The organism is Mycobacteroides franklinii (genome assembly GCF_002013895.1).
Classification (GTDB): domain Bacteria; phylum Actinomycetota; class Actinomycetes; order Mycobacteriales; family Mycobacteriaceae; genus Mycobacterium; species Mycobacterium franklinii.
On record NZ_MAFQ01000001.1, the window covers coordinates 677326 to 700629 of the forward strand.

The 23304-nt window shown below is 64.8% G+C and carries 19 protein-coding genes and 1 tRNA gene; 18 read left to right on the forward strand and 2 right to left on the reverse strand.

The features are described from left to right. The 9 genes from B4393_RS03540 (at position 1) to B4393_RS03580 (ending at position 10860) form a co-directional block, all read left to right on the forward strand. Entirely contained in the window at positions 1–1509 is a 1509-nt protein-coding gene (locus tag B4393_RS03540) for an MlaD family protein (RefSeq protein ID WP_078332913.1), read from the forward strand. Further along, positions 1506–2573, forward strand: a complete 1068-nt coding sequence (locus B4393_RS03545) for an MCE family protein (RefSeq protein ID WP_078332914.1) — start codon at positions 1506–1508, stop codon at positions 2571–2573. The genes B4393_RS03540 and B4393_RS03545 overlap by 4 nt, the downstream gene beginning before the upstream one ends. Further along, on the forward strand, positions 2573–3589 hold the full coding sequence (locus tag B4393_RS03550; RefSeq protein ID WP_078332915.1) for an MCE family protein: 1017 nt from the start codon (positions 2573–2575) through the stop codon (positions 3587–3589). The genes B4393_RS03545 and B4393_RS03550 overlap by 1 nt, the downstream gene beginning before the upstream one ends. 5 nt (positions 3590–3594) lie before the next feature. Then, positions 3595–4695, forward strand: coding sequence for an MCE family protein (locus B4393_RS03555; RefSeq protein WP_413816127.1), 1101 nt, complete (start codon positions 3595–3597; stop codon positions 4693–4695). Next, entirely contained in the window at positions 4692–5825 is a 1134-nt protein-coding gene (locus B4393_RS03560) for an MCE family protein (protein WP_078332917.1), read from the forward strand. The genes B4393_RS03555 and B4393_RS03560 overlap by 4 nt, the downstream gene beginning before the upstream one ends. Beyond that, positions 5822–7021: an MlaD family protein gene (locus B4393_RS03565; RefSeq protein ID WP_078332918.1), complete on the forward strand. Its 1200-nt coding sequence runs from the start codon at positions 5822–5824 to the stop codon at positions 7019–7021. Before B4393_RS03560 ends, B4393_RS03565 begins: the two co-directional genes overlap by 4 nt. Before the next feature lie 2 nt (positions 7022–7023). Then, positions 7024–7920 carry a metal-dependent hydrolase gene (locus B4393_RS03570; protein WP_109558618.1) on the forward strand — a complete coding sequence of 299 codons (897 nt, stop codon included), beginning with the start codon at positions 7024–7026 and terminating at the stop codon, positions 7918–7920. A gap of 101 nt (positions 7921–8021) precedes the next feature. Next, a complete protein-coding gene (locus B4393_RS03575; RefSeq protein ID WP_078332920.1) occupies positions 8022–9452 on the forward strand; it encodes a glycine--tRNA ligase in 1431 nt (476 codons plus the stop codon). A gap of 13 nt (positions 9453–9465) precedes the next feature. Further along, on the forward strand, positions 9466–10860 hold the full coding sequence (locus B4393_RS03580) for an aspartate aminotransferase family protein (protein WP_078332921.1): 1395 nt from the start codon (positions 9466–9468) through the stop codon (positions 10858–10860). Here the strand turns inward: B4393_RS03580 and B4393_RS03585 are convergent. After that, positions 10857–12872 (reverse strand): TPM domain-containing protein, encoded by a 2016-nt coding sequence (locus B4393_RS03585; RefSeq protein ID WP_078332922.1) that lies wholly within the window; start codon positions 12870–12872, stop codon positions 10857–10859. The two genes, B4393_RS03580 and B4393_RS03585, sit on opposite strands and share 4 nt — an antisense overlap. A gap of 59 nt (positions 12873–12931) precedes the next feature. Here B4393_RS03585 and B4393_RS03590 point away from each other — a divergent pair, with 59 nt between their 5' ends. Together B4393_RS03590 and dnaG are read left to right on the forward strand one after the other, a co-directional pair. Further along, the gene (locus tag B4393_RS03590) at positions 12932–14215 is read left to right on the forward strand and encodes a deoxyguanosinetriphosphate triphosphohydrolase (protein WP_078332923.1); all 1284 of its coding nucleotides are present in this window, start codon (positions 12932–12934) and stop codon (positions 14213–14215) included. A 20-nt stretch (positions 14216–14235) separates the two neighbouring features. Next, the gene (gene dnaG / locus B4393_RS03595) at positions 14236–16140 is read left to right on the forward strand and encodes a DNA primase (RefSeq protein WP_078332924.1); all 1905 of its coding nucleotides are present in this window, start codon (positions 14236–14238) and stop codon (positions 16138–16140) included. A gap of 1 nt (position 16141) precedes the next feature. Here dnaG and B4393_RS03600 read toward each other — a convergent pair whose 3' ends face one another. Beyond that, the gene (locus B4393_RS03600; RefSeq protein ID WP_030095233.1) at positions 16142–16390 is read right to left on the reverse strand and encodes a hypothetical protein; all 249 of its coding nucleotides are present in this window, start codon (positions 16388–16390) and stop codon (positions 16142–16144) included. A gap of 224 nt (positions 16391–16614) precedes the next feature. Between B4393_RS03600 and B4393_RS03605 the strand changes: the two genes are divergently transcribed. From B4393_RS03605 to B4393_RS27115, 7 genes are all read left to right on the forward strand, one after another. Then, positions 16615–16687, forward strand: a tRNA-Asn gene (locus B4393_RS03605). 207 nt (positions 16688–16894) lie between these two features. Continuing rightward, positions 16895–17290 carry a hypothetical protein gene (locus tag B4393_RS03610; RefSeq protein ID WP_078332925.1) on the forward strand — a complete coding sequence of 132 codons (396 nt, stop codon included), beginning with the start codon at positions 16895–16897 and terminating at the stop codon, positions 17288–17290. Continuing rightward, on the forward strand, positions 17290–17901 hold the full coding sequence (locus B4393_RS03615; protein ID WP_078332926.1) for a DUF3558 family protein: 612 nt from the start codon (positions 17290–17292) through the stop codon (positions 17899–17901). Before B4393_RS03610 ends, B4393_RS03615 begins: the two co-directional genes overlap by 1 nt. 15 nt (positions 17902–17916) lie before the next feature. Next, complete coding sequence (locus B4393_RS27430) at positions 17917–19137, forward strand: hypothetical protein (protein WP_078332927.1); 1221 nt, start codon at positions 17917–17919, stop codon at positions 19135–19137. 27 nt (positions 19138–19164) lie between these two features. Next, positions 19165–19488, forward strand: a complete 324-nt coding sequence (locus tag B4393_RS03625) for a type VII secretion target (RefSeq protein WP_070936787.1) — start codon at positions 19165–19167, stop codon at positions 19486–19488. 27 nt (positions 19489–19515) lie between these two features. Continuing rightward, a complete protein-coding gene (locus B4393_RS03630) occupies positions 19516–21870 on the forward strand; it encodes a TPR repeat region-containing protein (protein ID WP_133052609.1) in 2355 nt (784 codons plus the stop codon). Between the two features lie 2 nt (positions 21871–21872). Further along, the gene (locus B4393_RS27115; RefSeq protein ID WP_109558611.1) at positions 21873–22640 is read left to right on the forward strand and encodes a hypothetical protein; all 768 of its coding nucleotides are present in this window, start codon (positions 21873–21875) and stop codon (positions 22638–22640) included. The last annotated feature ends 664 nt before the right edge of the window (positions 22641–23304 follow it).

The following is a 23304-nucleotide window of genomic DNA, read 5'->3' on the forward strand; positions in this document are numbered from 1 at the left end:
ATGTTGAATCGCCCTGATGGTCACCATGATCTGGATGGTGCCGTATTCTCGCGCCGCCAGCTGCTGGTGCGCGGGGGCGCCGCGCTGGCTCTCGTCGTCGCCATCACCTCGGCGCTGCTGGTCAAGTCGACCGGCGTGCTGGACCTATACGTGAACGTTGTCGCCGAACTGCACAACGTCGGCGACGGCCTACCGCCGCGCTCGGATGTGAAATACCGGGGTGTGCTCGTCGGTACCGTGGACGGCGTCACTCCGTCGGTACAGACACAGCCCAACCAGGTGCACGTGCGGCTGAAACCGGCGTATGCCAAGTCGATTCCGGCCACGGTGACCGCTCGCGTGGTGCCGAGCAATGTGTTCGCCGTCTCGGCGCTGCAACTGGTGGACCACGGGCCCGGTGCCCCGATTCGCGAGGGTGGGCATATCGCCGAGGACACCCGGCTGCCCACCGTGCTGTTCCAGAGCACCGTCAACAAACTGCGCGAAATCCTCACCGCGGCGGGCCGCGGCCGCGAGGACAACAGCCTGGGGATTCTGGCGGCCGTCGGAGCCGCCACCGATCATCGCCGCGTCGAACTGCTCACCGGCGCCGCGCAACTCGATCGCATACTGGATCAGCTCAACGCCATCGTCGCGACCGATCAGGGACCGTCCACGGTATCGGCGCTGGTGCAGGCCGCACATGGGTTGTCGCAGACCGCACCGGATCTCGTCGACGCCCTGCATCAGGCGGTGAGACCCATGCAGACTCTCGCCGAGAAACGAGACCAGCTGCGGGCATTCATCGGTGCCGGGGTGCACACCACCGGCACCGTGGTGGAGTCGCTGCACAACCACACCGACCAGCTCATCGAGATCACCACCGATCTGACTCCCGTGTTGGGTGTGCTGGCCGATAACGCCCAGCACTTCGTGCCGATCACCCGGCGCATCACCCGGTTCTCGGACACCTTCTTCCAGGAGGTGTGGGACCCGGAACTGGCCACCGCCAAGGGGCGGGTCAACTTGTCCTTCACCCCGTCGTATTCGTACACCCGCGCGGACTGCCCGCGTTACGGGGAACTCAAGGGGCCTAGTTGCTTTACCGCGCCGCAGATCGCGGTGCGGCCCGACCTTCCGGAGGTACTGCTGCCGCAGAACTACCGCCCGCCGGCCGGGTTGGCGCCGCCACCGGGAACGGTGTTGGGCCCCAATGGCAACCCCGTCGTCGTCGGGCCGCCACTGATCAACCCCAATCCGGACCTGCGTGACCCCAACCCGCCGGTGCCGTCCTGGCTGAGTCCCGCACCGCCGGTACCCGGCAGCGCCGACCCCGGGGAAACCGCGATCGCGCCGGCATCTTTCGGCGGCACCGTGGGTCCCGTCGGCAGCGCGCAGGAACGCGGCCAGCTGGGCCGCATCCTGGGGCAACCGGTCACCTCGGCGCAACAGCTGGTGCTCGGGCCTATCGCCCGGGGTGCCATCGTGACCCGCACCGAGGACCCGCAGGGTGAAGGAGGTGCTCGATGAGAGGCACGGCAACGCGCGGCCCGGTGATCGGGTTGGCCGTCTTCCTGGTGATCGCCACCGCACTGACCTGGCTCGTGTACGTCACGCTGCGCCGGGATGTCAAGGGCTCCAAAGTGTCCTACGCGGCCATGTTCACCGACGTCTTCGGGCTGCGGGAGGGCGATGACGTGCGGATCGCCGGCGTGCGTGTCGGAAGGATCCAGCACATCGAGCTCATCGGCACCACCGCCAAGGTGAGCTTCGCCATCCAGGACAACCAGCGCCTGCCGGTCAGCACCACCGCATCGGTGACCTACCAGAACATCGTGGGTCAGCGTTATCTCGCGTTGGCACAGACAAATTCGGGTCCGGACGGACTGCTGGCCCCGGGAGCCGTCATTCCCGTCGAGCGCACCGAGCCCTCCTTCGATATCGGCACCCTGCTCAACGGATACGAACCGCTCTTCGCGGTGCTGGACCCCACGCAGGTGAACAACCTCACCCAGGCCGTCATCGGATCGCTGCAGGGGGATACCGCGTCTTTCGCCACCCTGGTGGACCAGACATCGACATTGACAAAGACATTCACGGGCCGCGACGAAGCGCTGGATCATGTGATAGCGAGCCTGGACAACGTGGTGGGCAGCCTGGCGGCGCAGAACCGGGACTTCGAGGATGCCATCGGCGCGACCCGTCAGGTGGTGGGCCAATTCGACAGCCGCCGTCCCGAGCTGGTGTCCTCGGTGGGGAAGATGACCGAGGTGGTGAGGAGCCTGTCCCGGATCGCCCGGGATGTGGACCCGTCGGTGCACGAATTGCTCACGCGCGAACCCGGTTACACCCGGCACATGCTGAACATCGAACCGCAGATCGCCTACACGGGACTCAACACACCGCTATTCCTCAAGGGACTGGCGCGCATGTTCGGTGAGGGCGCCTACATGAACGCGTACGCCTGCGATGTGAACCCCTACGGATTCTTCCCGGGGCTCAACGAGGTCGTCCCGATCATCGTTGACGCGGCCACACCGGGAAACAAGGCCAAGCACACCGCACGGTGCCGGAACGCAGGAGATGGTGGCTGATGATCAGACCGCTGGACTCCTACAACAAGACCTGGCTCGGTGTGATCGCCGTGGCCGTGATCGCCGCACTCATCGGTGGTCTGTTGCTGGTGAAGGAATTGGGCATCGGATACCGGCAATTCACCGCCGAATTCCTGCAGGCGGCCGCGCTGCGACCGGGCAATATCGTCACCGTCGCCGGCGTGCAGGTCGGTTCGGTCACCGGTGTGCGGTTGGCAGGTGACCGTGTGGAGGCCACCTTCCGAGTGCGCGACAACATGCCGGTCGGTGCCGAGTCGCGCGCCGCCATCAAGATCACCACCCTGTTCGGGTCCCGGTATATCGACCTGCGACCGGCGGGCAGTGGCATGCCGGCAGATCGCCGGATCGACCTGCAGCACACCGAGGTTCCGTACGACTTGCGGGCCGCGCTGGCCGACTCAACCCGCACCTTCGAACAGGTGGACGCTGATCGGATTGCCTCCTCGCTCAACGTGCTGGGCACCCAGCTTGACGGGCTACCCAAGGTCGTACCGCAGGCCATGGAGAACGTGCGCGCCCTGTCCTCGGTCATCGCGCAACGGCGCGACCAGTTGGGCACACTGCTGACGAGCACGGAAAGCGTCACCAGCATGCTGCGCCGCCAGCAGTCCGATATCGGCACGTTCATCCATCAGGGGCAGGAGCTGGTGGGGGAGTTCGTGGCCCGCTCGGCCGCCTTCCACGCGATGATGCGCTCGCTGCAGAGCATCGTGGCGTCCCTGCGCACCATCGTGGTCGGTGATCACCGCGCGCTCGCCGGCGTCATCGGCACCTTGGACGAACTCAGCGGCAAGCTCGCGCAGCAGGATGCCCTGTTACGCAACCTGCTCCAGATCGCGCCGGTGCCCATTCGCGAGATCGCCAACGCCACCGGGTTCGGCAACTCGATCGAGGGCAACCCCGGCGGCGGCGCGCTCATCGACTCGTGGATGTGTGCGATCAGTGGCCGCGCCAAGCAATTCGGGATGATCGAGTACTTCAAGGACTGCCAGTGACCACGATGCGCAAGATACTCCTGATCGGTCTGGGGCTGGCCGTTGCCGCGACGACGGCAGGTGCGGCGTGGTCCGTCACCCGGGACAGCGGGACCATCACCGTCACGGCCCAATTCGACAGCGCCGCAGGCTTGTATCCCGGAAACGTGGTGGCCGTGCTGGGCATGCCGGTGGGTCAGGTCTCCAAGATCACGGCCCGGGGCGGGTACGCCGAGGTGGAGTTCACCGTCGACAGCCAGGTGAAGGTTCCCGCCGATGTGCAAGCGGTCACGCTCTCGACCTCGATCCTGACCGACCGCCAGGTCGAACTGTCACCGCCCTACCGCGGTGGGCCGGTGCTGCATGACGGTGACACCATCGGCCTGAACCGGACCCGGACCCCCGTCGAATTCGATCGGGTGCTCGGCATGCTCGACAAGCTCTCCGGATCCCTGCGCGGGGACGGTGCCGGCGGTGGACCCATTGCCGCGGTGCTCAACGCCGGTGACGGTGTGGCCGCCGGTAACGGCGATCGCATCAAGACGGCGCTGGACGAGCTGTCCCGGGCGCTGCGCCTCGGCGCCGACGGCGGGGCGCACACTCGCGAACAGATGACTGCCATCGTCAGGAACGTCAGCGGCCTGCTGGACGCGGCGGCTCGCAATGACGCGAGCCTGCGGCAGTTCGGGTCCACCGTGCGCCAGCTCAGCGACATCTTGGACCGCGAGAGCTTCGGTTCGGGCAGCACCGGGCGGCAGTTCAACGAGGTGATCGAGCAGACCGGGAACATTCTGCAGGCCAACAGGGATGCCATCCGCCGCGGTATTGCCAACGGCAACAAAAGCATCCAGACGGTCTACGACCGTCAACGCGAGGTCGCCGAGTTCTTCGATGTGCTGCCGCTGATGGCCGACAACCTGTACAACGCCATCGATCAGCGCAACGGTGCGATACGCGCGCACTTCCTGGCCGACCGCATGGTCTTTGACGGCCAGATGGCCAAGGAAATCTGCAATCTGATGGGTCTGCGCCAACTGGGCTGCAGCACAGGCACACTGCAGGACTACGGACCCGATTTCGGGCTCACGTACATGCTCGACGGTCTGGCGACGATGGGACAGAAATGACGGGGCACAGGCTATCGGCGTTCATCGCGGTCGCGCTTCTCTGCGCGGGGTGTTCCACCGGCGGACTGGCCGACTTGCCGCTACCCGCCCCAGGGCTGGGCGGCGGGGGATACCGGCTGACGGCGGTATTCGCCAACGCACTCAACCTGCCCGAGCGGGCCAAGGTCAAGCTGGCCGGTGTTGATATCGGCGAGGTGGAATCGATGGCGGCCAAGGAATTCCGTGCGGTGACCACCCTGAGCATCCGGCATGACGTCACGCTTCCGGTAGGTAGCACCGCGCAATTGCGCACGGCCACACCGCTTGGCGATGTGTTCGTGTCCATCACATCGCCCGAACAGCCCGGCGGCGGCACACTTGTCGACGGGGACACCATCGGCATCGACCGGACCGGTGCGGCGGCGACCGTGGAGTCGGTGCTCAGCTCGGCGGCAATCCTGGTGAACGGGGGTGCGGTGCACAACCTCACCAACGTCGTCAACGGCACAGGGCGGGCGGCCGGTCAGGACGGTCAGGCCTTCGGCCACATGATCGGAAAGTCGAACGAACTGCTGGGCAAGCTCAACGCGCGCTCGGGGCAGCTGGATGCCGCGATGACTGCGACGGCTCAGCTGGCCGAGGCGCTTGATGCCAAGAGCGAGCAGCTGGGGCAGGTACTGCACGCGGCTGCCCCGGCGACGGCGACCTTGCAGGAGAATGCCGGTCAGATCTCCGATCTGGTTCTGCTGCTGGGTGATACGGCGCACGAGTTGGCCAAGTTCCCGTCCATCGCGGGCACCGACACCAGCGGGCGCAGCGTGCTCGCCGACGCCAACGCGATATCCCGGTCCTGGAACGATGTGGTGCTGGACCCGGAGACCAGCCTGCTCTCGCTCAATCGGCTGTACGCGCCGTTCATCAAGATCACTGCGGGGTCGGCCATTTCCGGCCGCGCCGGTATCGACCGGCTGGTGCTGGGCGCGATCCCGGACGCCGGTTTCGGGGGAGACCCGGGCTTTCACGGCCCCAAGCGGTACGACTGGGCCAAGTTCGTCGGGACCATCAAGTACTCGTTGTGGCGGCTGCAAGAACGCGTCGTCGGGCAGGGGCCTGAGGCACAAGGCTTTGGTGTGCAGGGCCCGGGACGATGAGCCGCGCCTGGGCCAGTGGCCTGTCTCTCGTTCTCCTGCTGACGGTTTCGGTCACCTACCTGCTGGTCGGGGTGCTGCATGTGCGGCCGCTGGCATCGAGTTACCCGGTGACCGTCCAACTCGCCGAATCCGGAGGGCTGCTGCCCAACCAGGATGTGACATTGCATGGGGTGCGGATCGGCTCGGTCGATTCACTGACTTTCACCGGCGACGGCGTGAACGCGACAGTGAATGTCGATGGCGGCGTGCGCGTGCCCGCTACCGCCGCGGTGCGGGTGTCCGGGCTGTCCCCGGCGGGTGAGCAATATCTCGACTTCTCGGCGGGATCGGACACGGGCCCATTCCTGAACCCGGGTGATGTGATCACCCGGAACCGCACCGCCATCCCGGTCACCCCGGCGCAGCTGCTGTCCCACGCCGATGGCGTGCTGGCTCAAGTGAATCCGGCCAAGATCGAGCGCATCAAGAAGGAACTGAGCCTGAGCTCCGCGGGTCCGCGCAAGCTCACCGACATCGTCGACGGCGGGGTCTTCTTGTTGGCCACTCTCGATTCGGTGTTGCCCGAGACGGTCAGCGCTATCAAGGACAGCCGGACGGTGCTCTCGGCCGCGGTCGACGTCAACGGCGGTATCGCGGCCACCTCACGCAACCTGCGCAGCGCCCTGGCAGGTATCAACGCGATGGAAGGGGGCTATCGGAGACTCATCGAGCAGTCTCCGCGGGTGCTGGCGGCCACGGACAAGCTGTTCGCCGACAACTCCGACACCATGGTGCAGCTGCTGTCCAACCTGGCCGTCAACGCACGGCTGTCCTATGTACGAGTGCCCGCGCTGAACGCGCTGTTCCCCAACTACCGGGGCTCGGCGCTGGAGGCGTTCATCAGCACCATGCACGAGCATGGGCTGTGGGTGACGGCCGATCTGTATCCGCGGTACGCCTGCGATTACGGCACCCCGCGGCATCCGCCCTCCTCGGCCGACTACCCGGAGCCGTTCCTCTACACGTACTGCCGCGACGATGATCCCGCCGTCCTGGTGCGGGGTGCCAAGAACGCTCCGCGCCCGGCGGGGGACGACACGGCCGGGCCGCCGCCCGGTGCCGACATGGGTGCCAAATCCGACCCGACGCCGCCCGGCCGGTACACCATCCCGACGCCCTACGGTGGACCGGCGCTGCCCATCGAACCCCCGAGGTAATGATGCCGGTGAACAATGGGCAATCGCGTCCGTCGTCGGCCGTGGGCCGCGCGGTGCACACCCGCCGAATCGCGTTCACGTTTGACCGGTCCGCGCCCTCGCGGCGGCATTTCGTCGCCGGTGATATCGCCATGAGCCATCTGGTGGCGCTGCTGTCCGGCTTTTTCCCGTCCGGGGAGGAGTTCTTCATCCAGTCGGTGCGGCGCTACGACCGGCAGATCGCCGATCCCGTCCTCAAGAAGCAGGTCGCCGGGTTCATCGGGCAGGAGATGACGCACGGAATCCAGCATCGTGAACTGAACGCCCAGCTGGTTCATCGTGGCTACTGGGCAACAGGGCTGATGGATCGCGTCGGCACCCGGCTCGTCAAACGCATGAAACAGCACAGGGACCGGCTGCCGGATACCGTCGCCCGGTCAGCGCTTGCGGTCACCGCCGCCGTCGAGCACCTCACCGCCATCCTCGGGGAACAGGTGCTCAGCGTGCCCTGGATACAGCAGCAGCTGACTGATCCCGAGGTACGCGCGATGCTCAACTGGCATGCCATCGAGGAGATGGAGCACAAGTCAGTCGCCTTCGACGTCTACCGGTACGTCGGCGGCGGCGAGCGGATGCGCATCACGGCGATGGCGCTGACGCTGGGGCTCTTCCTCAGCAGGTCGGTGATCCTGCTGGCCTCGATCGTCACCGACCCGTGGGCGTGGCGCCACCCGGTGCGGACCCTGCGCAGCGTCGTGGCCCTGCCGCGCACCCCGCTTTTCGCGGGGCTCTGGCCCAAGATCCGCTGCTATCTGCGGCCCGGATTTCATCCCGATGACATCGACCACGGCCCTTTGCTCGAGAAGTGGCGTGACGAGTACTTCGGCCCCGAGGGCATCCTGCTGGACCACCTGAAGTAGCTGCTTGCGGCCACCGAGGTAAAACGCGCTTTGTCCGGCCCTTAGGCTGTTCAGGTCAATTACTGCAGTCTTGTGGACCTCAAGAGGAGCCTGAGCAGATCGTGGCCGCCAAGCCGAACAGTGCCGATAGGAAGCCGGTCAACAATATCGAGGCCGTCGTCAACCTCGCCAAACGCCGGGGACTCGTGTACCCGTGCGGTGAGATCTACGGCGGTACCAAGTCGGCGTGGGATTACGGGCCGCTCGGCGTGGAACTCAAGGAGAACATCAAGAAGCAGTGGTGGCGCTCCGTCGTCACCAGCCGCGACGATGTCGTCGGCCTGGACTCGTCGGTAATCCTGCCGCGTCAGGTCTGGGTCGCCTCCGGACACGTCGAGGTGTTCAACGATCCGCTGGTCGAGTGCCTGAACTGTCACAAGCGCCACCGTCAGGACCACCTGCAGGAGGCGTACCTGGAAAAAAAGGGCGCGAAAGAAGGCCTCACGGACCCCGAGTCGGTTGCCATGACCGAGATCGTGTGCCCGGACTGCGGCAACAAGGGTCAGTGGACCGAGCCGCGTGACTTCAACATGATGCTCAAGACCTACCTGGGCCCCATCGAGACCGAAGAGGGCCTGCACTACCTGCGCCCCGAGACGGCGCAGGGCATCTTCATCAACTTCAAGAACGTCGTGACGACGTCGCGGCAGAAGCCGCCGTTCGGCATCGGCCAGATCGGCAAGAGCTTCCGCAACGAGATCACCCCCGGCAACTTCATCTTCCGCACGCGTGAGTTCGAGCAGATGGAGATGGAGTTCTTCGTCGAGCCTTCGACGGCGCCCGAATGGCACAAGTACTGGATCGACACCCGTCTGCAGTGGTACGTCGACCTGGGCATCGACCCGGAGAACCTGCGGCTGTACGACCACCCCAAGGAGAAGCTGTCGCACTACTCCGACGGCACCGTCGACATCGAGTACAAATTCGGTTTCAGCGGCAACCCGTGGGGCGAGCTGGAGGGCATCGCCAACCGCACCGACTTCGACTTATCCACGCACGCAAAGCATTCCGGAGAAGACCTGTCGTACTACGACCAGGCCGAGGACCGTCGCTACACCCCGTACGTGATCGAGCCCGCGGCCGGTCTCACCCGGTCCTTCATGGCGTTCCTCGTCGACGCCTATCACGAGGACGAGGCCCCGAATGCCAAGGGCGGCGTGGATACGCGCACCGTGCTGCGGCTTGACCCGCGTCTGGCCCCGGTCAAGGTCGCGGTGCTTCCGCTGTCGCGTAATGCCGACCTGAGCCCGCGGGCCAAGGCGCTGGCCGCCGAGCTGCGCCAGTACTGGAACGTGGACTTCGATGACGCCGGTGCCATCGGCCGGCGGTATCGTCGACAGGACGAGATCGGCACCCCGTTCTGCGTCACAGTCGATTTCGACTCGCTGGAAGACGACTCGGTTACCGTCCGCGACCGCGACGAGATGACCCAACAGCGCATTCCGATCGGCGGCGTGGCCGATCATCTCGCCAAGACACTCAAGGGCTGCTAGCCAAGGAGCAGAAATGACTGACGTCCAGAATCACATCGGAATCGATCCCGCCAGCGCGCCGATCGAGGCACCGGCGGCCGAGGCGCAGGTGCGCGCCGACGACCGTGGGCACGTGTTCCACTCATGGTCCGCGCAGGCGATGATCGACCCGCTGCCGATCGCCGGCGGCTCGGGTGCGACATTCTGGGATTACGCTGGCAAGGAGTACCTGGACTTCGCCTCGCAGCTGGTGAATCTCAATCTGGGACACCAGCATCCGCGTCTGATCGAATCCATCCAGCGTCAGGCCGGCCGGCTGGCCACCATCGCGCCCGCCTTCGCCAACGACGTGCGCGGCGAGCTTGCGCGCCTGGTCGCCGAGCGCGCGCCGGGAACGCTGAACAAGGTCTTCTTCACCAACGGCGGCACCGAGGCCGTGGAGCACGCGGTGCGGATGGCGCGTCACCACACCGGCCGTCGCAAGGTGCTTGCCGCGTACCGCAGCTACCACGGCGGCACCACCACGTCGATGTCGTTGACGGGTGAGCCGCGCCGCTGGGCCAACGATCCGGGCGACAACTCGGTGGTGCATTTCTTTGGTCCGTACGCCTACCGTTCGGCGTTCCACGCCACCTCGGCCGAGGAGGAAACCCAAAGGGCGCTGGAGCATCTGGAGCAGGTCATCAACCTGGAGGGGCCTCCCACCATCGCCGCGATCATCTTGGAATCGGTGGTCGGCACCAACGGTGTGCTGGTTCCGCCGCCCGGATACTTGGCTGGCGTGCGGGAGATCTGCGACCGGTACGGCCTGGTGTTCATCGCCGACGAGGTGATGGTCGGGTTCGGCCGATTCGGCGAATGGTTCGCCATCAACGCCTTTGACGTCACCCCGGACCTCATCACCTTCGCCAAGGGCATCAACTCCGGTTACGTCCCGCTGGGCGGTGTGGTGATCTCCGATGCCATCGCCACCAGCTTCGACCACCGTCCGTACCCGGGCGGACTGACGTACTCGGGGCATCCGTTGGCCTGTGCGGTCGGCGTCGAGACCATCAAGGTCTTCGAGGACGACAAGATCCTCGAGCGGGTGCTCGACCTCGGTGAGCGCGTGGTGCGTCCGGAGCTCGAGCGCTGGGTGCAGGCGCACCCGAGTGTCGGCGAGATCCGCGGCCGTGGCCTGTTCTGGGCCGTGGAACTGGTGCGCAACAAGGAAACTCGCGAACCGCTGGTTCCGTTCAACGCCAGTGGTGAGGCGGCGGGCCCGATGAACGCCTTCGCGGCGGCGTGCAAGAAGGAAGGCCTGTGGCCGTTCACGCACTTCAACCGCACGCACGTGGCACCTCCGCTGATCATCAGCGAGGAGGATCTGCGGCGCGGGCTGTCGATCATCGACGAGGCACTGAACGTCGCCGACGGCTATACGGATTAGAAGCGGCCCCCGCCGCCTCGGAAACTCGACCCGGAGGACCGGGACGAGCCGCCGTAGGACGACGATCCGGATCCCGACCAGGAGCTGTGGTGGCTTGAGCCACCGCTGATCATCCCGCGCAGGATTCCGCCGATCACCGCGCCGGCGACATTGCCGGCCACGTCGCCCGCGACGCTGTATCCGCCGTACCCATTGCTGTAGTAGCGCTGGGCGCCTTGCACCTCTTGTTGCGCTGCGGATTCGGCCTGTGCGGCCAGTTCTGCGGCGCCGTTGGCCAGCAGGATGGCATCGGACGGATTCGATGTGCGGCTCTGCTCGGCCGAGGCCAGCTTGCGCTGCGCCTCGTCCAGGTTCTGGCGGGTGCGGGCGCCCACGGCGCCGCGGTGCACAGCGATGTACTGGTTGACGGAATTCACCCGTTGGCGTGCGGTCACCAGCGCCTGGTCGAGTACGCGGGCCCGCCGTTCGGCGGCAGCCTGTTCCTCCTGCGCGGTGGCCAGCAGCTTGTCCAGCTGTGCATCGGCGGCGGCGAGGTGAGTGAAGGCGGTCAACGGATCCGTCGCGCCGATGCGCTCGGCGTCGGCGACAGCCGCGACGGCAGCATCGTGGGCCTTGGTCAATTCCTCGGAGGACGGGAGCGTGCCCTGTCTCTGGAGTGCTTCTGCCTGGGCGATATCGGATTTGGTGTCGGCGATGGACGCCGCCAGTGTGTCGGTGGCGTGGTGGATGTTGTTGGAGGCGTTGTCGATCGCGTCGAGCAGTGCGTTGGCCTGTGTGAGCGCCGATTCGGCGCCGCGGATGGCGTCCACGAGGCTCATCTGCTGACCTTCCACCGCGCGGGCGGCCAGCTCTCGCCCATGCGTTATTCGCGTATCGGCAAAGCTGACGCGTTCGGTGGCTTCCTTGATGTTGTCGCCGATGGATGCCAGTGCGGCGGCGTCGAACTCGGTGCGCAGCTGCGCGAGGATCCGCTCTGACTCCGGTACCCGGGCGGTCACGGACACCACCTGCTGGGTGAGGGCGTCCAGCTTGGTGGGTGCGTTGATCACCAGGTTCCGCAACGCGTCGAAGGCACTGGACTGGTCGTCGAGGGTGCGGTCGGCGCGGGCGGCGGTCGTGATGACGTCGATCAGCAGACGACGCTGTTCCAGGGGCGTCTCCGGGATCGTGTCGTCGAGCTGCTTGCGCACCGAGAACGCCTGAGCCAGTGCCTTCTTCGCCGAATCCACGGCCTGCTGGAAGGGGGCGGTGGATTCGGTGCCGAACTCCTCGACGGCCAGCGCGAGCTCGGCCTCGCTGGTGCGTACCGCGTTGTCGACGTTCACCACGATGGATTTCGACAAACCGTCGAGCGCGTAGACCGGCTGATTCGCAAGAGCTTCCGTGTCGGAGGGGTCAATGCCCTTGGCGGCCTCGATCTCCGCGCGACGACGCGACCGCGTCCGGAACCAGGAGTACAGCATGAATGCTCCGACCACGACGGCGCCGAGTGCCAGCGCGCCGAGGACCGGCTTCCAGGGAATGGAGGTCGACGATGATGCGGCCGACTCCAGGCCGGTGGCGGTGTTGATGGCGGCGCCATCCCAGTCCGATTTACGTAATGCGGGCTCGATGGTGTTGGTCCGCAGATTGTCGATCTCAGAGTCGCTGACGTTCTTGATGCCCGAAGCGACTTGGAACGCATAACTGCGCTCCTCGGTCGCCACCGCCAGCAAGGCGTCACGGTCCCCCAGGCTGCTCGCCGTGATGGTCTTGTTCGCCCATGCCGCCGGATCGGCGCCGTCGAAGTCCTTGACGTACACCACCCAGAGCCGCACGTGCTGCTGGTCGTAGAGCTGGTCGATGGCGGCGCGTACCTTCGACGGATTCTTCAGCGCCCCGGCCCGATCGGTGACATAACCCGGTATCCGGAAGGGCGGATCGGCGCTCGCGCCGGGTGCCAGCAGCAGTGCCGGGGCAAACACCGCGATCAAGACTCCCAGCAGGCCCCCGAGGGCACGCAGCAGACGCATGGTCGCCAATCTAATGCCTCGCAAGACGCTTCGAAGGGTCCTGGCAGACTGTGCCTACGATGCGCAAAAAGGATGCCTACACCGATTCCGACCGTGAACGCGTCGTCACCGAGACGCCCAAGACGGCGATGATCGACATCCCTACTGTGCCGTTCTCGGAGTACCGGACCGACTTCGCGCGGGACCGGGCGCGCGTTCTGCACAGCGCGGCGTTCCGGCGGCTTGCCGACAAGACGCAGGTGGTGGGTCCGCGAGAAGGTGACACGCCACGTACCCGGCTGACGCACTCGGTGGAGGTCGCACAGATCGGGCGCGGTATCGCCACCGGTTTGGGTGCCGATCCCGATCTTGTCGATCTGGCCGGGCTGGCCCATGACATCGGCCATCCGCCGTACGGACACAACGGTGAACGCGCGCTCGATGAGGTGGCCGTCGATTGCGGCGGGTTCGAGGGTAACGCCCAGAACTTGCGCATCCTGACTCGCCTGGAGCCCAAAGTCGTTGATGCCGACGGCAACAGCGCCGGGCTGAACCTGACACGGGCGGCGCTGGATGCGGCGACGAAGTACCCGTGGCTACGTCCGCCGGGCGGTGGCAAGTTCGGCGCCTATGACGACGAAGTGGACGCGTTGACCTGGGTGCGCGCCGCGGCGCCGCCGCGGCGCCGCTGCCTGGAAGCGCAGATCATGGACTGGTCCGACGATGTCGCCTATTCGGTGCACGACGTCGAGGACGGCGTCATCTCCGGGCGTATCGACCTGCGGGTGCTGGCATCGCCGGGGGAGGCTCAGGTGCTCGCGGAGCTGGGGGTGAAGTCCTTCGGTGGGCTGGAGCAGGGCGCGCTGGAGGAGGCCGCCGCCCGGTTGGCGACACTGCCGGTGGTCGCGGCGATCGGCCCGTATGACGGCACGTTGAGTGCGTCGACCAGCCTCAAGCGGTTGACCAGTGAATTGGTGGGGCGGTTCGCCTCGGCGGCGATCGGGGCGACCCGGGACGTGGCAGGGGCGGGGGCGCTGATCCGTTTCGAGGCCGAGCTGACCGTGCCCGAGGTGGTGGCCGCCGAGGTCGCGGTGCTGAAAATGCTTGCGCTGCAATTCATCATGTCCGATCCCAAGCACATCGCGGTGCAGGGACGTCAGCGGGAACGCATTCACCGGGTGGCGCGCTGGCTGGCCGAGGGGGCGCCGGCCACGTTGGATCCGGTGTTTCTGCCCGCGTACACGGAGGCGGCGGATGACGCGGCCCGCACCCGGGTGGTTGTCGACCAGATCGCGTCCTATACCGAGAGCCGATTGGAGCGGGTGGACAGGGATAGCCTGGGTGTTCAGGCCAGCTGGGGGTAGAGCGGCCTAGACTGACCCAAATGGCCGGACGTATCCCTGATCGCGATATCGCGGCGATCCGTGAGCGCACCCGGATCGAGGACATCGTCGGCGACTACGTCCAGCTCAAACGTGCAGGGGCGGACTCGCTCAAGGGCCTGTGCCCCTTCCATGACGAGAAGTCCCCGTCGTTCCATGTGCGGCCCAATCACGGGCATTTCCACTGCTTCGGTTGCGGTGAGGGCGGCGACGCCTACACGTTCATCCAGAAGGTCGAGCACATCAGCTTCGTCGAGGCTGTCGAGCGGCTGGCCGACCGGCTCAGCTACACCATCAACTACGAGGGTGGCGGCACGGCCACGCAGCGTGACCGCGGCACCCGGGCCCGGCTCGTCGCCGCCAACGCCGCCGCGCAGGAGTTCTACGCCGCCGCATTGGATTCACCCGAGGCGGCCCCGGCACGCCAGTACCTGACCGAGCGCAACTTCGATGGCGCCGCGGCCAAGCAGTACGGTTGCGGATTCGCGCCGGCCGGATGGGACACGCTGACAAAGCATTTGATGCGCAAGGGCTTCGAGTTCAAGGAGCTCGAGGCCGCGGGCCTGTCACGGGAGGGGCGCCGCGGTCCGATGGACCGGTTCCACCGGCGGCTGCTGTGGCCGATCCGTGCCAGCAGTGGTGAAACGATCGGCTTCGGGGCGCGCAAGATCTTCGACGACGACACCATGCCCGGCAAGTACGTCAACACCCCGGAAACCATGCTGTACAAGAAGTCTTCGGTGTTGTTTGGCCTGGATCTGGCCAAACGCGATATCGCCAAGGGGCATCAGGCCGTGGTGGTCGAGGGCTACACCGACGTGATGGCCATGCACCTGGCCGGCGTGACGACGGCCGTGGCGTCGTGCGGCACCGCCTTCGGCGACGAGCACCTCTCGATGCTGCGGCGCCTGATGATGGACGACTCGTACTTTCGTGGCGAGCTCATCTACGTGTTCGACGGGGATGCTGCCGGTCAGGCAGCGGCGCTGAAAGCCTTTGAGGGAGAACAGAATCTTGCGGGACAGTCGTTCGTGGCGGTGGCCCCGGACGGCATGGATCCGTGCGATCTGCGACTGAAGTCAGGGGAGGGGGCGCTGCGGGATCTGGTCGCGCGTCGAATCCCGCTTTTCGCCTTCGCGATTCGGTCGGCGCTGGCGGAGTCGGATCTGGAGATCGCCGAGGGGCGTGTGGATGCGCTGCGACGGTGCGTGCCGATGGTCGCCAAGATCAAGGACCCGACGCTGCGCGACGAGTACGCCCGACAGCTCGCCGGATGGGTCGGGTGGGATGACGTGGCACAGGTGCTCGCGCGGGTGCGTGAGGAGGCCGGTAAGGCCGCCAAGGGCGGTTCCGTATCGAGTGACCGTCGTCCCCGTGGGGCCGAGGCCGCCGCGGCGCCGAAGGCCAGCATGCCCGACCCCAAGGACCCTACGTTGTGGCCGCAGCGGGAGGCCCTGAAGGCGGCGCTGCAGTTCCCGGCGTTCGCCGGTCCGGTCTTCGACTCGTTGACGGCCGATAGCTTCACCCATCCCGGATATGTGGCGGTGCGCACCGCTATCGAGGCGGCGGGTGGTGCTGCCGCCGGGATCGTCGGAGGGGAATGGATCGACAAGGTGCGTCAGTGCGCGTCGTCGCAGAATCAGGTGACGTTGATCAACGCCCTGACCGCGGAGGTCATCCAGGTCGACAGCGACGAGCGGCTGCCGCGGTACATCGGGTCGGTGCTGGCCAAACTGCAAGAGGTGTGGGTGGGGCGGCAGGTGGCCGAGGTGAAGTCGAAGCTACAGCGGATGTCGCCGGTGGACCATGCCGACGAGTACCACGCGTTGTTCGGTGATCTGGTGGCGCTGGAGGCGTACCGGCGAAGCCTGCTGGAGCAGGTCAGCGGCGACGATCTCTCGGTTTGACCTACTTGTTGTCGAGCTGAGGCTCGGGCTCCAAGATCATGGTCGTCTCATCGATCGGTGTGAGCTCCACCATGTGCGGGTCGGGGGACAGCGAGTTGGCCAGGCGCCGTCGGCTGATCTCGATCAGCTTCTTGGTCGCGGGGCTGCCGGTGACGGCCTGATACCCGTTGACGATCTGCTCGTAACGGCGGCGGCCAGCCTTCGCACCCAGCACGTAGCCGGCTGCCAGCACCAACAAAACCCGAATCACGAACCCTCCACCAACTAACGAAGTTCTCCCTATCTTGCCTGACGCACCTGTGAACGGCTGCGTCAGGAGTGTCACATCTGCCCGCCTCTATGCGACAACACGCAATGCTCGCCGTCTTTGTCGCGCAGAGGCGGGCACAGAGGGGAACCGACTTGGCTTTCACCCCCGCTCGTAGGCTAGAGTCATGCCTCGGCTCGCGGCATAAATCGGCGCGAACCGGGTAATCCCCTGTAGCTCAATTGGCAGAGCTTCCGACTGTTAATCGGACGGTTCTTGGTTCGAGTCCAAGCGGGGGAGCAACCAGAGGGCCACCGTGATCCACGGCCCTCATCTGGCACTTTTCGAGTCCACGCCGGCACAGACTGTGCTGGCGTGTTCTTTTTTGGGCATCGCTGGGAAGGGCCAGACCCGCGCAAATTTCTCGAAGATTCATGGAACCGAATCCAGCCCCGCGTCGTCGTACTAGATGAATGCCAGTTCTGACGATGAAACGCGAGGTGAGCGGTGGGCGAGTACAAGTTCGACATCAACGGGATGTCCCAGGACGCTCGTCAGGAGGCCGCCGAGGCTGCTCGGACCACGCTGAAGTTCAAAGATGGCTATGGCATGGAGCTCGCTGGGGACATGCTGCGGGCCCGCGATATCATCGACAAGCAACTCGCGGCGGTGACCCGAGAGCAAGACTTGTCGTTAGGCGACCTGCCGTCGGGACATGAGGCTGCGAAACACTACAAAGAACAGCGACAGAAGGCGTACGACGCGCTGGTCAAGATCAGGGATCACTATCAGGGCCACGCTGACCATTTCATCGCCACGGAGATGTTGTTTCGTAACACCGAGGAGCGCAACGCCGGTCGGATAAATCCGTACAAGGACGGAACAGCGACGGTGGGCTACTGATGATGCGGCTAGTTCTGGCGTTGACGGCTGTAGCGTTCGCAGTTGCGGGCTGTGGGCCGTCGACTGGTATCACCAAGCCAGCTGATGTCAGCGGTTCCGCCGCGACTTCGGCGGCGACAACGGTGACTCCGCAGCCGCAGGTGTCGAGCACGTTGACTGCGCCGCATCCGCCACCCAATCACTGGAACGACGGGACGAGCTACGACTCCTGCCTGAGCTACACCGCCGATCAGCTCCGTACGTGGGGGGTCGACCCGACGACGGTTGATGACGTCGGGATTCAAGACCGACAGCTGCGGGGCTGTCAATGGAGGGGCAATAGTGGCGGGTGGTTCTTGGAACTCACCGTTGCTAACACGAAGGTGGCCTCGTATATGGACCGCGAGCTATTCAACAACCCGCGCGCAGTGACGGTCGCTGGGCTCGACGGAGTTCAGTACGACGGAGGTAGCGCCGCGGCTCCTTCCTGCACTGTGATTCTCCCGTCGCAGCAGTCGACGGTGGCAGCCCTTGTTGTGATTGTTGATCCGAAGCGCGCCGGAGACGTACCGGACGCGTGCGCGAAATCGATCGAGGTGGCTACTGCGGTAGCTCCGACTCTTCCGAAGTGAAATGGGGTGTGAGTGATGGCTGATGATGGCTGGCAGGGGATGTCGCATCAGGAGATCGTTTCCAAGCTGACAGGGCTGGGTGTGGAGTCGGCGCGTGCAGAGTCGGACCGATGGACCAATGTTTATGGGGCCGTTTCCGATTCGGTGGACACAGCGATGAAGGTGCGCAGCAAGCTTCTCGATTCCGAGTCGTGGTCGGGTGAGGCTGCAAACTCGGCGTACGACGCGGTGGATCGCACTTACAAGAAGATCGCTGCTCCAGATACCGGGTTGGCGGCCGAAGCGGGGAAGCTGAGCCAGGCTGCGGAGCAGGATGGCGAGACGCTGATCGCGGCTAGCAGGGTTCCGAACAGTTATCCGGTTCCGGATAAGAACGCTTCGAAAGACGAAAAGCAGCAGGCACTGAACGCGATTCGTGCTGCGGCGCAAAGCACATATACCGATCCGATGTCGGCTAACCGACCCAACGTCACGGACCCCGACGTGCAACAGCTCGGGCAGACACCGAATGATCCTGGTGGCGGTGGCGGCAATGGTGGCGGTGGCAATGGAGGGGGCGGTTCCGGTAGCGGTACGCAAACTCCACCAGCTTCCGACGGCCTGGCCAACAAAGAGACCAAGCCTCAGTTGGCCGGTCGCGATGGCCAACAGGCGGGTGCGGGCCAAGGCCAAGGCTCGGGTGGCGGGCAAGGTGGTGGTTCCGGTGGCGGTCAAGGATCCGGCTCGGGTGGCGGCTCAGGTTCCGGCGGTGCGGGATCCGGGTTTGGTTCTGGCTCTAAGGATTCCGGCTTGCCGCTGGGTAGCACGACTGCAGCGGGATTCTCGCCGTCATCGACGGGAACCACCGGGGGTGGATCGGCCACCGGTCTGAGTGGTCCCGGCGGGCTCAGTGCATTGCGCGGTGGTGGCCTACCCGGCGGAGCGGTAGGCGGTGCCGGTGCCGGTGGTGTCAACCCCGCCGCCATGGGTGCTTCCGGTGTACGTGGGGGCCCCATGGGCATGATGGGCGGCGCCGGAGGCCATGGTCGCGGCGGTAAGGGTGAGGAAGACGAAGAGAGGCCAATCCCGAGTTTTCTGATCAACGTCGACAACGGCAACGAACTGTTCGGTGAATCAATCAAGGCTTCGCCCGGTGTGATCGGTGACTGGAGTGAGAACGAGGAAGCCGAGAAGAAGGCCCGTGAAGCCGAGATCCGCCGTTACAAGTCCATGGGCTGGGACGTGAAGTTCGAATGAGAATTACTGGAACTGCCGGGGGTGATTGTGGAGGTTGATCCGACGAATGTGCGTCAGGGTGCGGGCAAGGTCGACGGTGCGCACTCTGATGTATCCAAGCTGCAGGCTCCGTTGTCGCTGAGCGCGGCTTCTGGGTTGAAGGGTTTCGCTACGGCTGGCGTGCTACAGGCAGCTCATGACGGTGTGAAGTCCTCGTTGGAGGTTGTTTCGGGCCGCTATGACGTAATGGGGCAGCTCCTGCGGCGCTCTGCGGACATGTATGAACATCAGGACGGTAAGAACCGGATTTCGTTGACGGATTTGGCGGCCAACGGGTTGACGTCCTTGGGGGACTTGAACGGTGCCACGTGAGAGTGGTTGTGATGCAGGGGGTTCGGTGTGAGTAGACCAGGAAAGAGTGTGGTGTACAGCGCGAACGCGACAGCGCTGGGTGATTTGGCTGAGCCGACGCGCACGTTGGGGACTCAGGTTTTGGACGCGGCGGGCAAGGTACATGGCGCGATAGCGGATCTGGACTGGGAAGGCGACGGCAAGGACGCGGCGGTGGGACGTGCGGATCGTGAACTAGCCCAGGACCGCCAGGTGGTCAACGGCTACAACGCGCTGGCGGATGCCTATCAGAACGGGGCGGCCGTGATGGCGCCGATGATTGCTGACTTGACCAAGACCGGCCAGGGCTTGGAGGCCGATACGTTCGCGGTGTCTGAGGATTGGGCGGTCACCGACATGTTCGACTACCGGGCGGGCAAGTTCGCCATGATGGCGTTCGGTGTCCCAGAGCCGGTGGCCACCGAGCGGATGAACCAACTGCAATCCGAGCGCGGCAACGAAGCGCAAAACAATACCGCCAGCTTGCAGCAGCGGGCCGATGCCCTCGGGCAGGCCGATCAAGACACTGCGACCGCGATCAGCGGCGCCAAGGGTGATATCGATGCTGCCGCCCCACCGGCCGCGGGTCTAAGTGGCGAGGAAGGCAAGAAGGACCTTCTCGACGCGATCGCCGTGAGTAAGTACACCGGTATGCCTGTTGATCCGGCGGCGTTAGCGAAACTCGTTGCGGCAGGCACATTGTCGCAGGCAGATCTCGATAAGTTGGCCCGCGGGGAGAAGGTGGAAATCCCGGCAGGGCAGATGGCCTACCTGTATCAGATGTCCCAGTCGCTCAACGGCATGAGTCCTGAGCAGATCAAAGAACTGCAGCGGACGCTGCCCGCGGATGCCCAAGCGGCGCTGGCGCAGGGTTTGAAGATCGTTTCGGATCCCAATGTGCAGGTCGCAGGTGCCGATCAGATCAAGCCGTACGCCCAGGGCGCCACTGATGCGACCCGAGGGACATTCGTGCCCGTGACTGGTTCAAAGGTCAACCTGCCCTCAGAGATGGCCAAGGAGCTCTCTCGCACCGACCGCGTCACCACACAGGTAACGCCGGCCCGCGATATCGGCAAGGAAACGATGCCCTCGGAGAGCCATACCAAGCTCAATGGTGTTGGGGCGATGCAGGATATCGCCGACATCCTGCGGCCGGGCGCAGCGATTTCGGGCAGTGAGGCCACCAAGTCAATGCTTGAGGCTGCCACGCAATACGCCAATGCCGATATCAAGCACCCCGATACCGGCGCCTACGTTCAGCACTTCGACAGCGGAGATCAGCATGGCGGCTCACTGCAACACGCGTTGGCTGATGTGGTGCAGGTCGGTGGCAGTGACCACTTAAGCGTGCATGATCTGGCCACCAACCCGTCCACAAGTGACGGGTTCTTACACGCAATGACCCAGGAACGCTGGGGCGACGAATCGAGCAAGATTGGCGATGCGTTCCGGTGGACCCATGACGACACCGGTAACCCCATCTCCGGGGAGACCGCGAATGCGGTCGGTCACTACGTAGCTGACCACGCTGACACGTTTAAGAACATGCCAGGTGGCGGAACGTTCGGCGAAGTCAACGGTGGCCTGGCGAAAGCGATGGCCGATGGCGTCAACCCATATCTGGCCCAGTTCGCCGGAGCAGATCCAGAGACCGGTTTCGACTCGCCCGGTATCCAGCATTTCGGCTCCGCTGATCAGATGAAGAATCTGTTCTCGGTGTTCGATCAGAACCACGACTCCGCCATCAGTATTAACGGTGCCGCCAAGACTGAATACGAGGGTCTGGTGACTAGCGCAAGCCAACATGGCACCCCGGACAGGGATCTGGAGATTGCAGGTCGCCTGGCTCATTCGATGAACGAAGGGGCCAACGACGCGCACCTGTTCGACCAGGAGAAGGCACGCTGGGAAGCCGCAGAGAAAGCGGATGGCCAAAAGAACATGGTTGAAAACAGTCTCAAAGCACTCGGCATGATCCCCGGATTCGGAGAATCCGTCTCGGCCATTGAACTGGCAGCCAAACTCACGCAGCCTCCGGGGCCCAATCCACTGCTGATCCATGGCGACGAGTTCGCCCGCCAACTCGTGGACACAGGAGGAGCCTCGGCCAACTCCACTGATTACCGGGCCACCGTCCTCAGAGGTCTGATCGCACGCGACGCCTCCATCGCCGCAGACCCTGCCCTTGCCGAGCTCATCACCGGCGATCACGTCGATATGCAAAAGGTCGTAAGCAGCGGGAACGCGCACAAAATTCTGACAGATTGGTTCCAGACCACGGGGAGGAACCAGTATGGCGTGGATATCGGCAACTGGCAGGGGCTAGAGAACGTCGGCGTGGGCAAGTCGGATTGGAGCCACTGAACATGGATCGCACCCGTTTGGTGCGCAGTTGCACTGTTGTGATGGCCGTGGTGCTGTTGGCGGCGGGATGCCATCGCGGCGATCAGCCCCAGCCCACCACGTCGTCACCTGCGGATGGGCTTGATAAGTACAAACCCAATGTGTCTGGCCGTTGGATCGCGAACCCCGCCATCGACTTAATGTCACCAGAAGGCACCTTCATCCGCGCGGCTTTCGAATCCTGGGAGCGAGCCGACCATTCTCTCCGCCGTGATGTTGACACCGTCGACGCTGGCGGCTACCCCGGATTCGTCCGCGCCCTCGGCAACTCGATCTCGCCCGCCCTCGTGACCGGCGGCGCCGGAGGCGGATGGGCCGGCACCATCTATTACGAGGTGGTGTCTTTCCGTCAGGAGGGGAATCAATTTGTCGCAGGAGTCTGTGACTACCTTTCGGCGCTGTCCCAGAACTCCCTCGGGAGGTATGAGCGGGGTGGCCCCCCAAATAGCACGGGGCATTGGTTCACATTTGGTCCCGATCCTGCCGTTGCGCCTGACCAGCAGCATGAGCCTCCGGCAAATCAGAAAGGCCCGGCACTGCGTCCCTCCGGCAATGTGTTTGGCACCTGGGTGATCACCAAAATCGATTTGGTAACCGACAAGACGCTGCCGCAATGCCACAACAAATACCCGCCCGGTGTTCCCACTGACCGGCCCGATAAGTACTTGAGTGCCGATCCCGCACCGGTCCTGCCGCCCGATCCGGGTTGGCCCGGGGCAGGGGGTGCGTAGCCGTGGCTGATACCTCCGACCTTCATCCGACCGTCGTGCATGCCCTTCGGACCGGGAACGTTGAGTCGGCAGTCGCTGCTGCCAAACTCAATGCACCATCCACCGCAAAATCCGCACGCACCTCCCCAACAGAATCGCCCCGTCGGACCGATAGTCAGCAACAGCGACCGGTCGAATTCGACGAGGACGATTTTTACGAGAGCTTCCGGCGCAACCCGTTGGGCCGGCGATGAAGAGCCCGTAGGCGGACGTTGCAGTTTCTGCGCAAGCGGCAACAAGACGCTGCCGACAAGCTGGTTGGTAACGGTGATTTTGGAGTCGTGGCGCGGTAAGTGTTCGATGAATTGATCTGCCGCGCACAGGTTATCGCCGACGGATAGCCGGCACCTCAAAGATCAATCCGCGGGATATCTGAAGAGATACCCGCGGCGGTCGGGGCAATTCGAGCAGTCATTGACACCGGGCGAATGCGCGCCGACGCGGCGACGGCCGACGTGATCCTGTGATCAAATTCGTTGCACGCGCAGCCTACGCAGTCAACGAGTTCCGCGATTAGATAGGTATCGGGCGCGAGATCGGCCAACGACTGCTGCAGATGTGCCGCGCATGATGAAGCTCGCCGGCGAGGCACCGGCCTCTGCGACCTTCTGCAAGGTGCTCGGCC

Excerpts from the sequence above, each read along its gene's own strand:
- B4393_RS03545 (WP_078332914.1), top strand. The coding sequence starts at position 1,506 with ATGAGAGGCACGGCAACGCGCGGCCCGGTGATCGGGTTGGCCGTCTTC.
- B4393_RS03585 (WP_078332922.1), bottom strand. The coding sequence starts at position 12,872 with ATGCGTCTGCTGCGTGCCCTCGGGGGCCTGCTGGGAGTCTTGATCGCG.
- B4393_RS27115 (WP_109558611.1), top strand. The coding sequence starts at position 21,873 with ATGGATCGCACCCGTTTGGTGCGCAGTTGCACTGTTGTGATGGCCGTG.
- B4393_RS03590 (WP_078332923.1), top strand. The coding sequence starts at position 12,932 with ATGCGCAAAAAGGATGCCTACACCGATTCCGACCGTGAACGCGTCGTC.
- B4393_RS03555 (WP_413816127.1), top strand. The coding sequence starts at position 3,595 with ATGCGCAAGATACTCCTGATCGGTCTGGGGCTGGCCGTTGCCGCGACG.
- B4393_RS03550 (WP_078332915.1), top strand. The coding sequence starts at position 2,573 with ATGATCAGACCGCTGGACTCCTACAACAAGACCTGGCTCGGTGTGATC.
- B4393_RS03565 (WP_078332918.1), top strand. The coding sequence starts at position 5,822 with ATGAGCCGCGCCTGGGCCAGTGGCCTGTCTCTCGTTCTCCTGCTGACG.
- B4393_RS27430 (WP_078332927.1), top strand. The coding sequence starts at position 17,917 with ATGGCTGATGATGGCTGGCAGGGGATGTCGCATCAGGAGATCGTTTCC.
- B4393_RS03540 (WP_078332913.1), top strand. The coding sequence starts at position 1 with ATGTTGAATCGCCCTGATGGTCACCATGATCTGGATGGTGCCGTATTC.
- B4393_RS03560 (WP_078332917.1), top strand. The coding sequence starts at position 4,692 with ATGACGGGGCACAGGCTATCGGCGTTCATCGCGGTCGCGCTTCTCTGC.
- dnaG (WP_078332924.1), top strand. The coding sequence starts at position 14,236 with ATGGCCGGACGTATCCCTGATCGCGATATCGCGGCGATCCGTGAGCGC.
- B4393_RS03580 (WP_078332921.1), top strand. The coding sequence starts at position 9,466 with ATGACTGACGTCCAGAATCACATCGGAATCGATCCCGCCAGCGCGCCG.
- B4393_RS03570 (WP_109558618.1), top strand. The coding sequence starts at position 7,024 with ATGCCGGTGAACAATGGGCAATCGCGTCCGTCGTCGGCCGTGGGCCGC.
- B4393_RS03615 (WP_078332926.1), top strand. The coding sequence starts at position 17,290 with ATGATGCGGCTAGTTCTGGCGTTGACGGCTGTAGCGTTCGCAGTTGCG.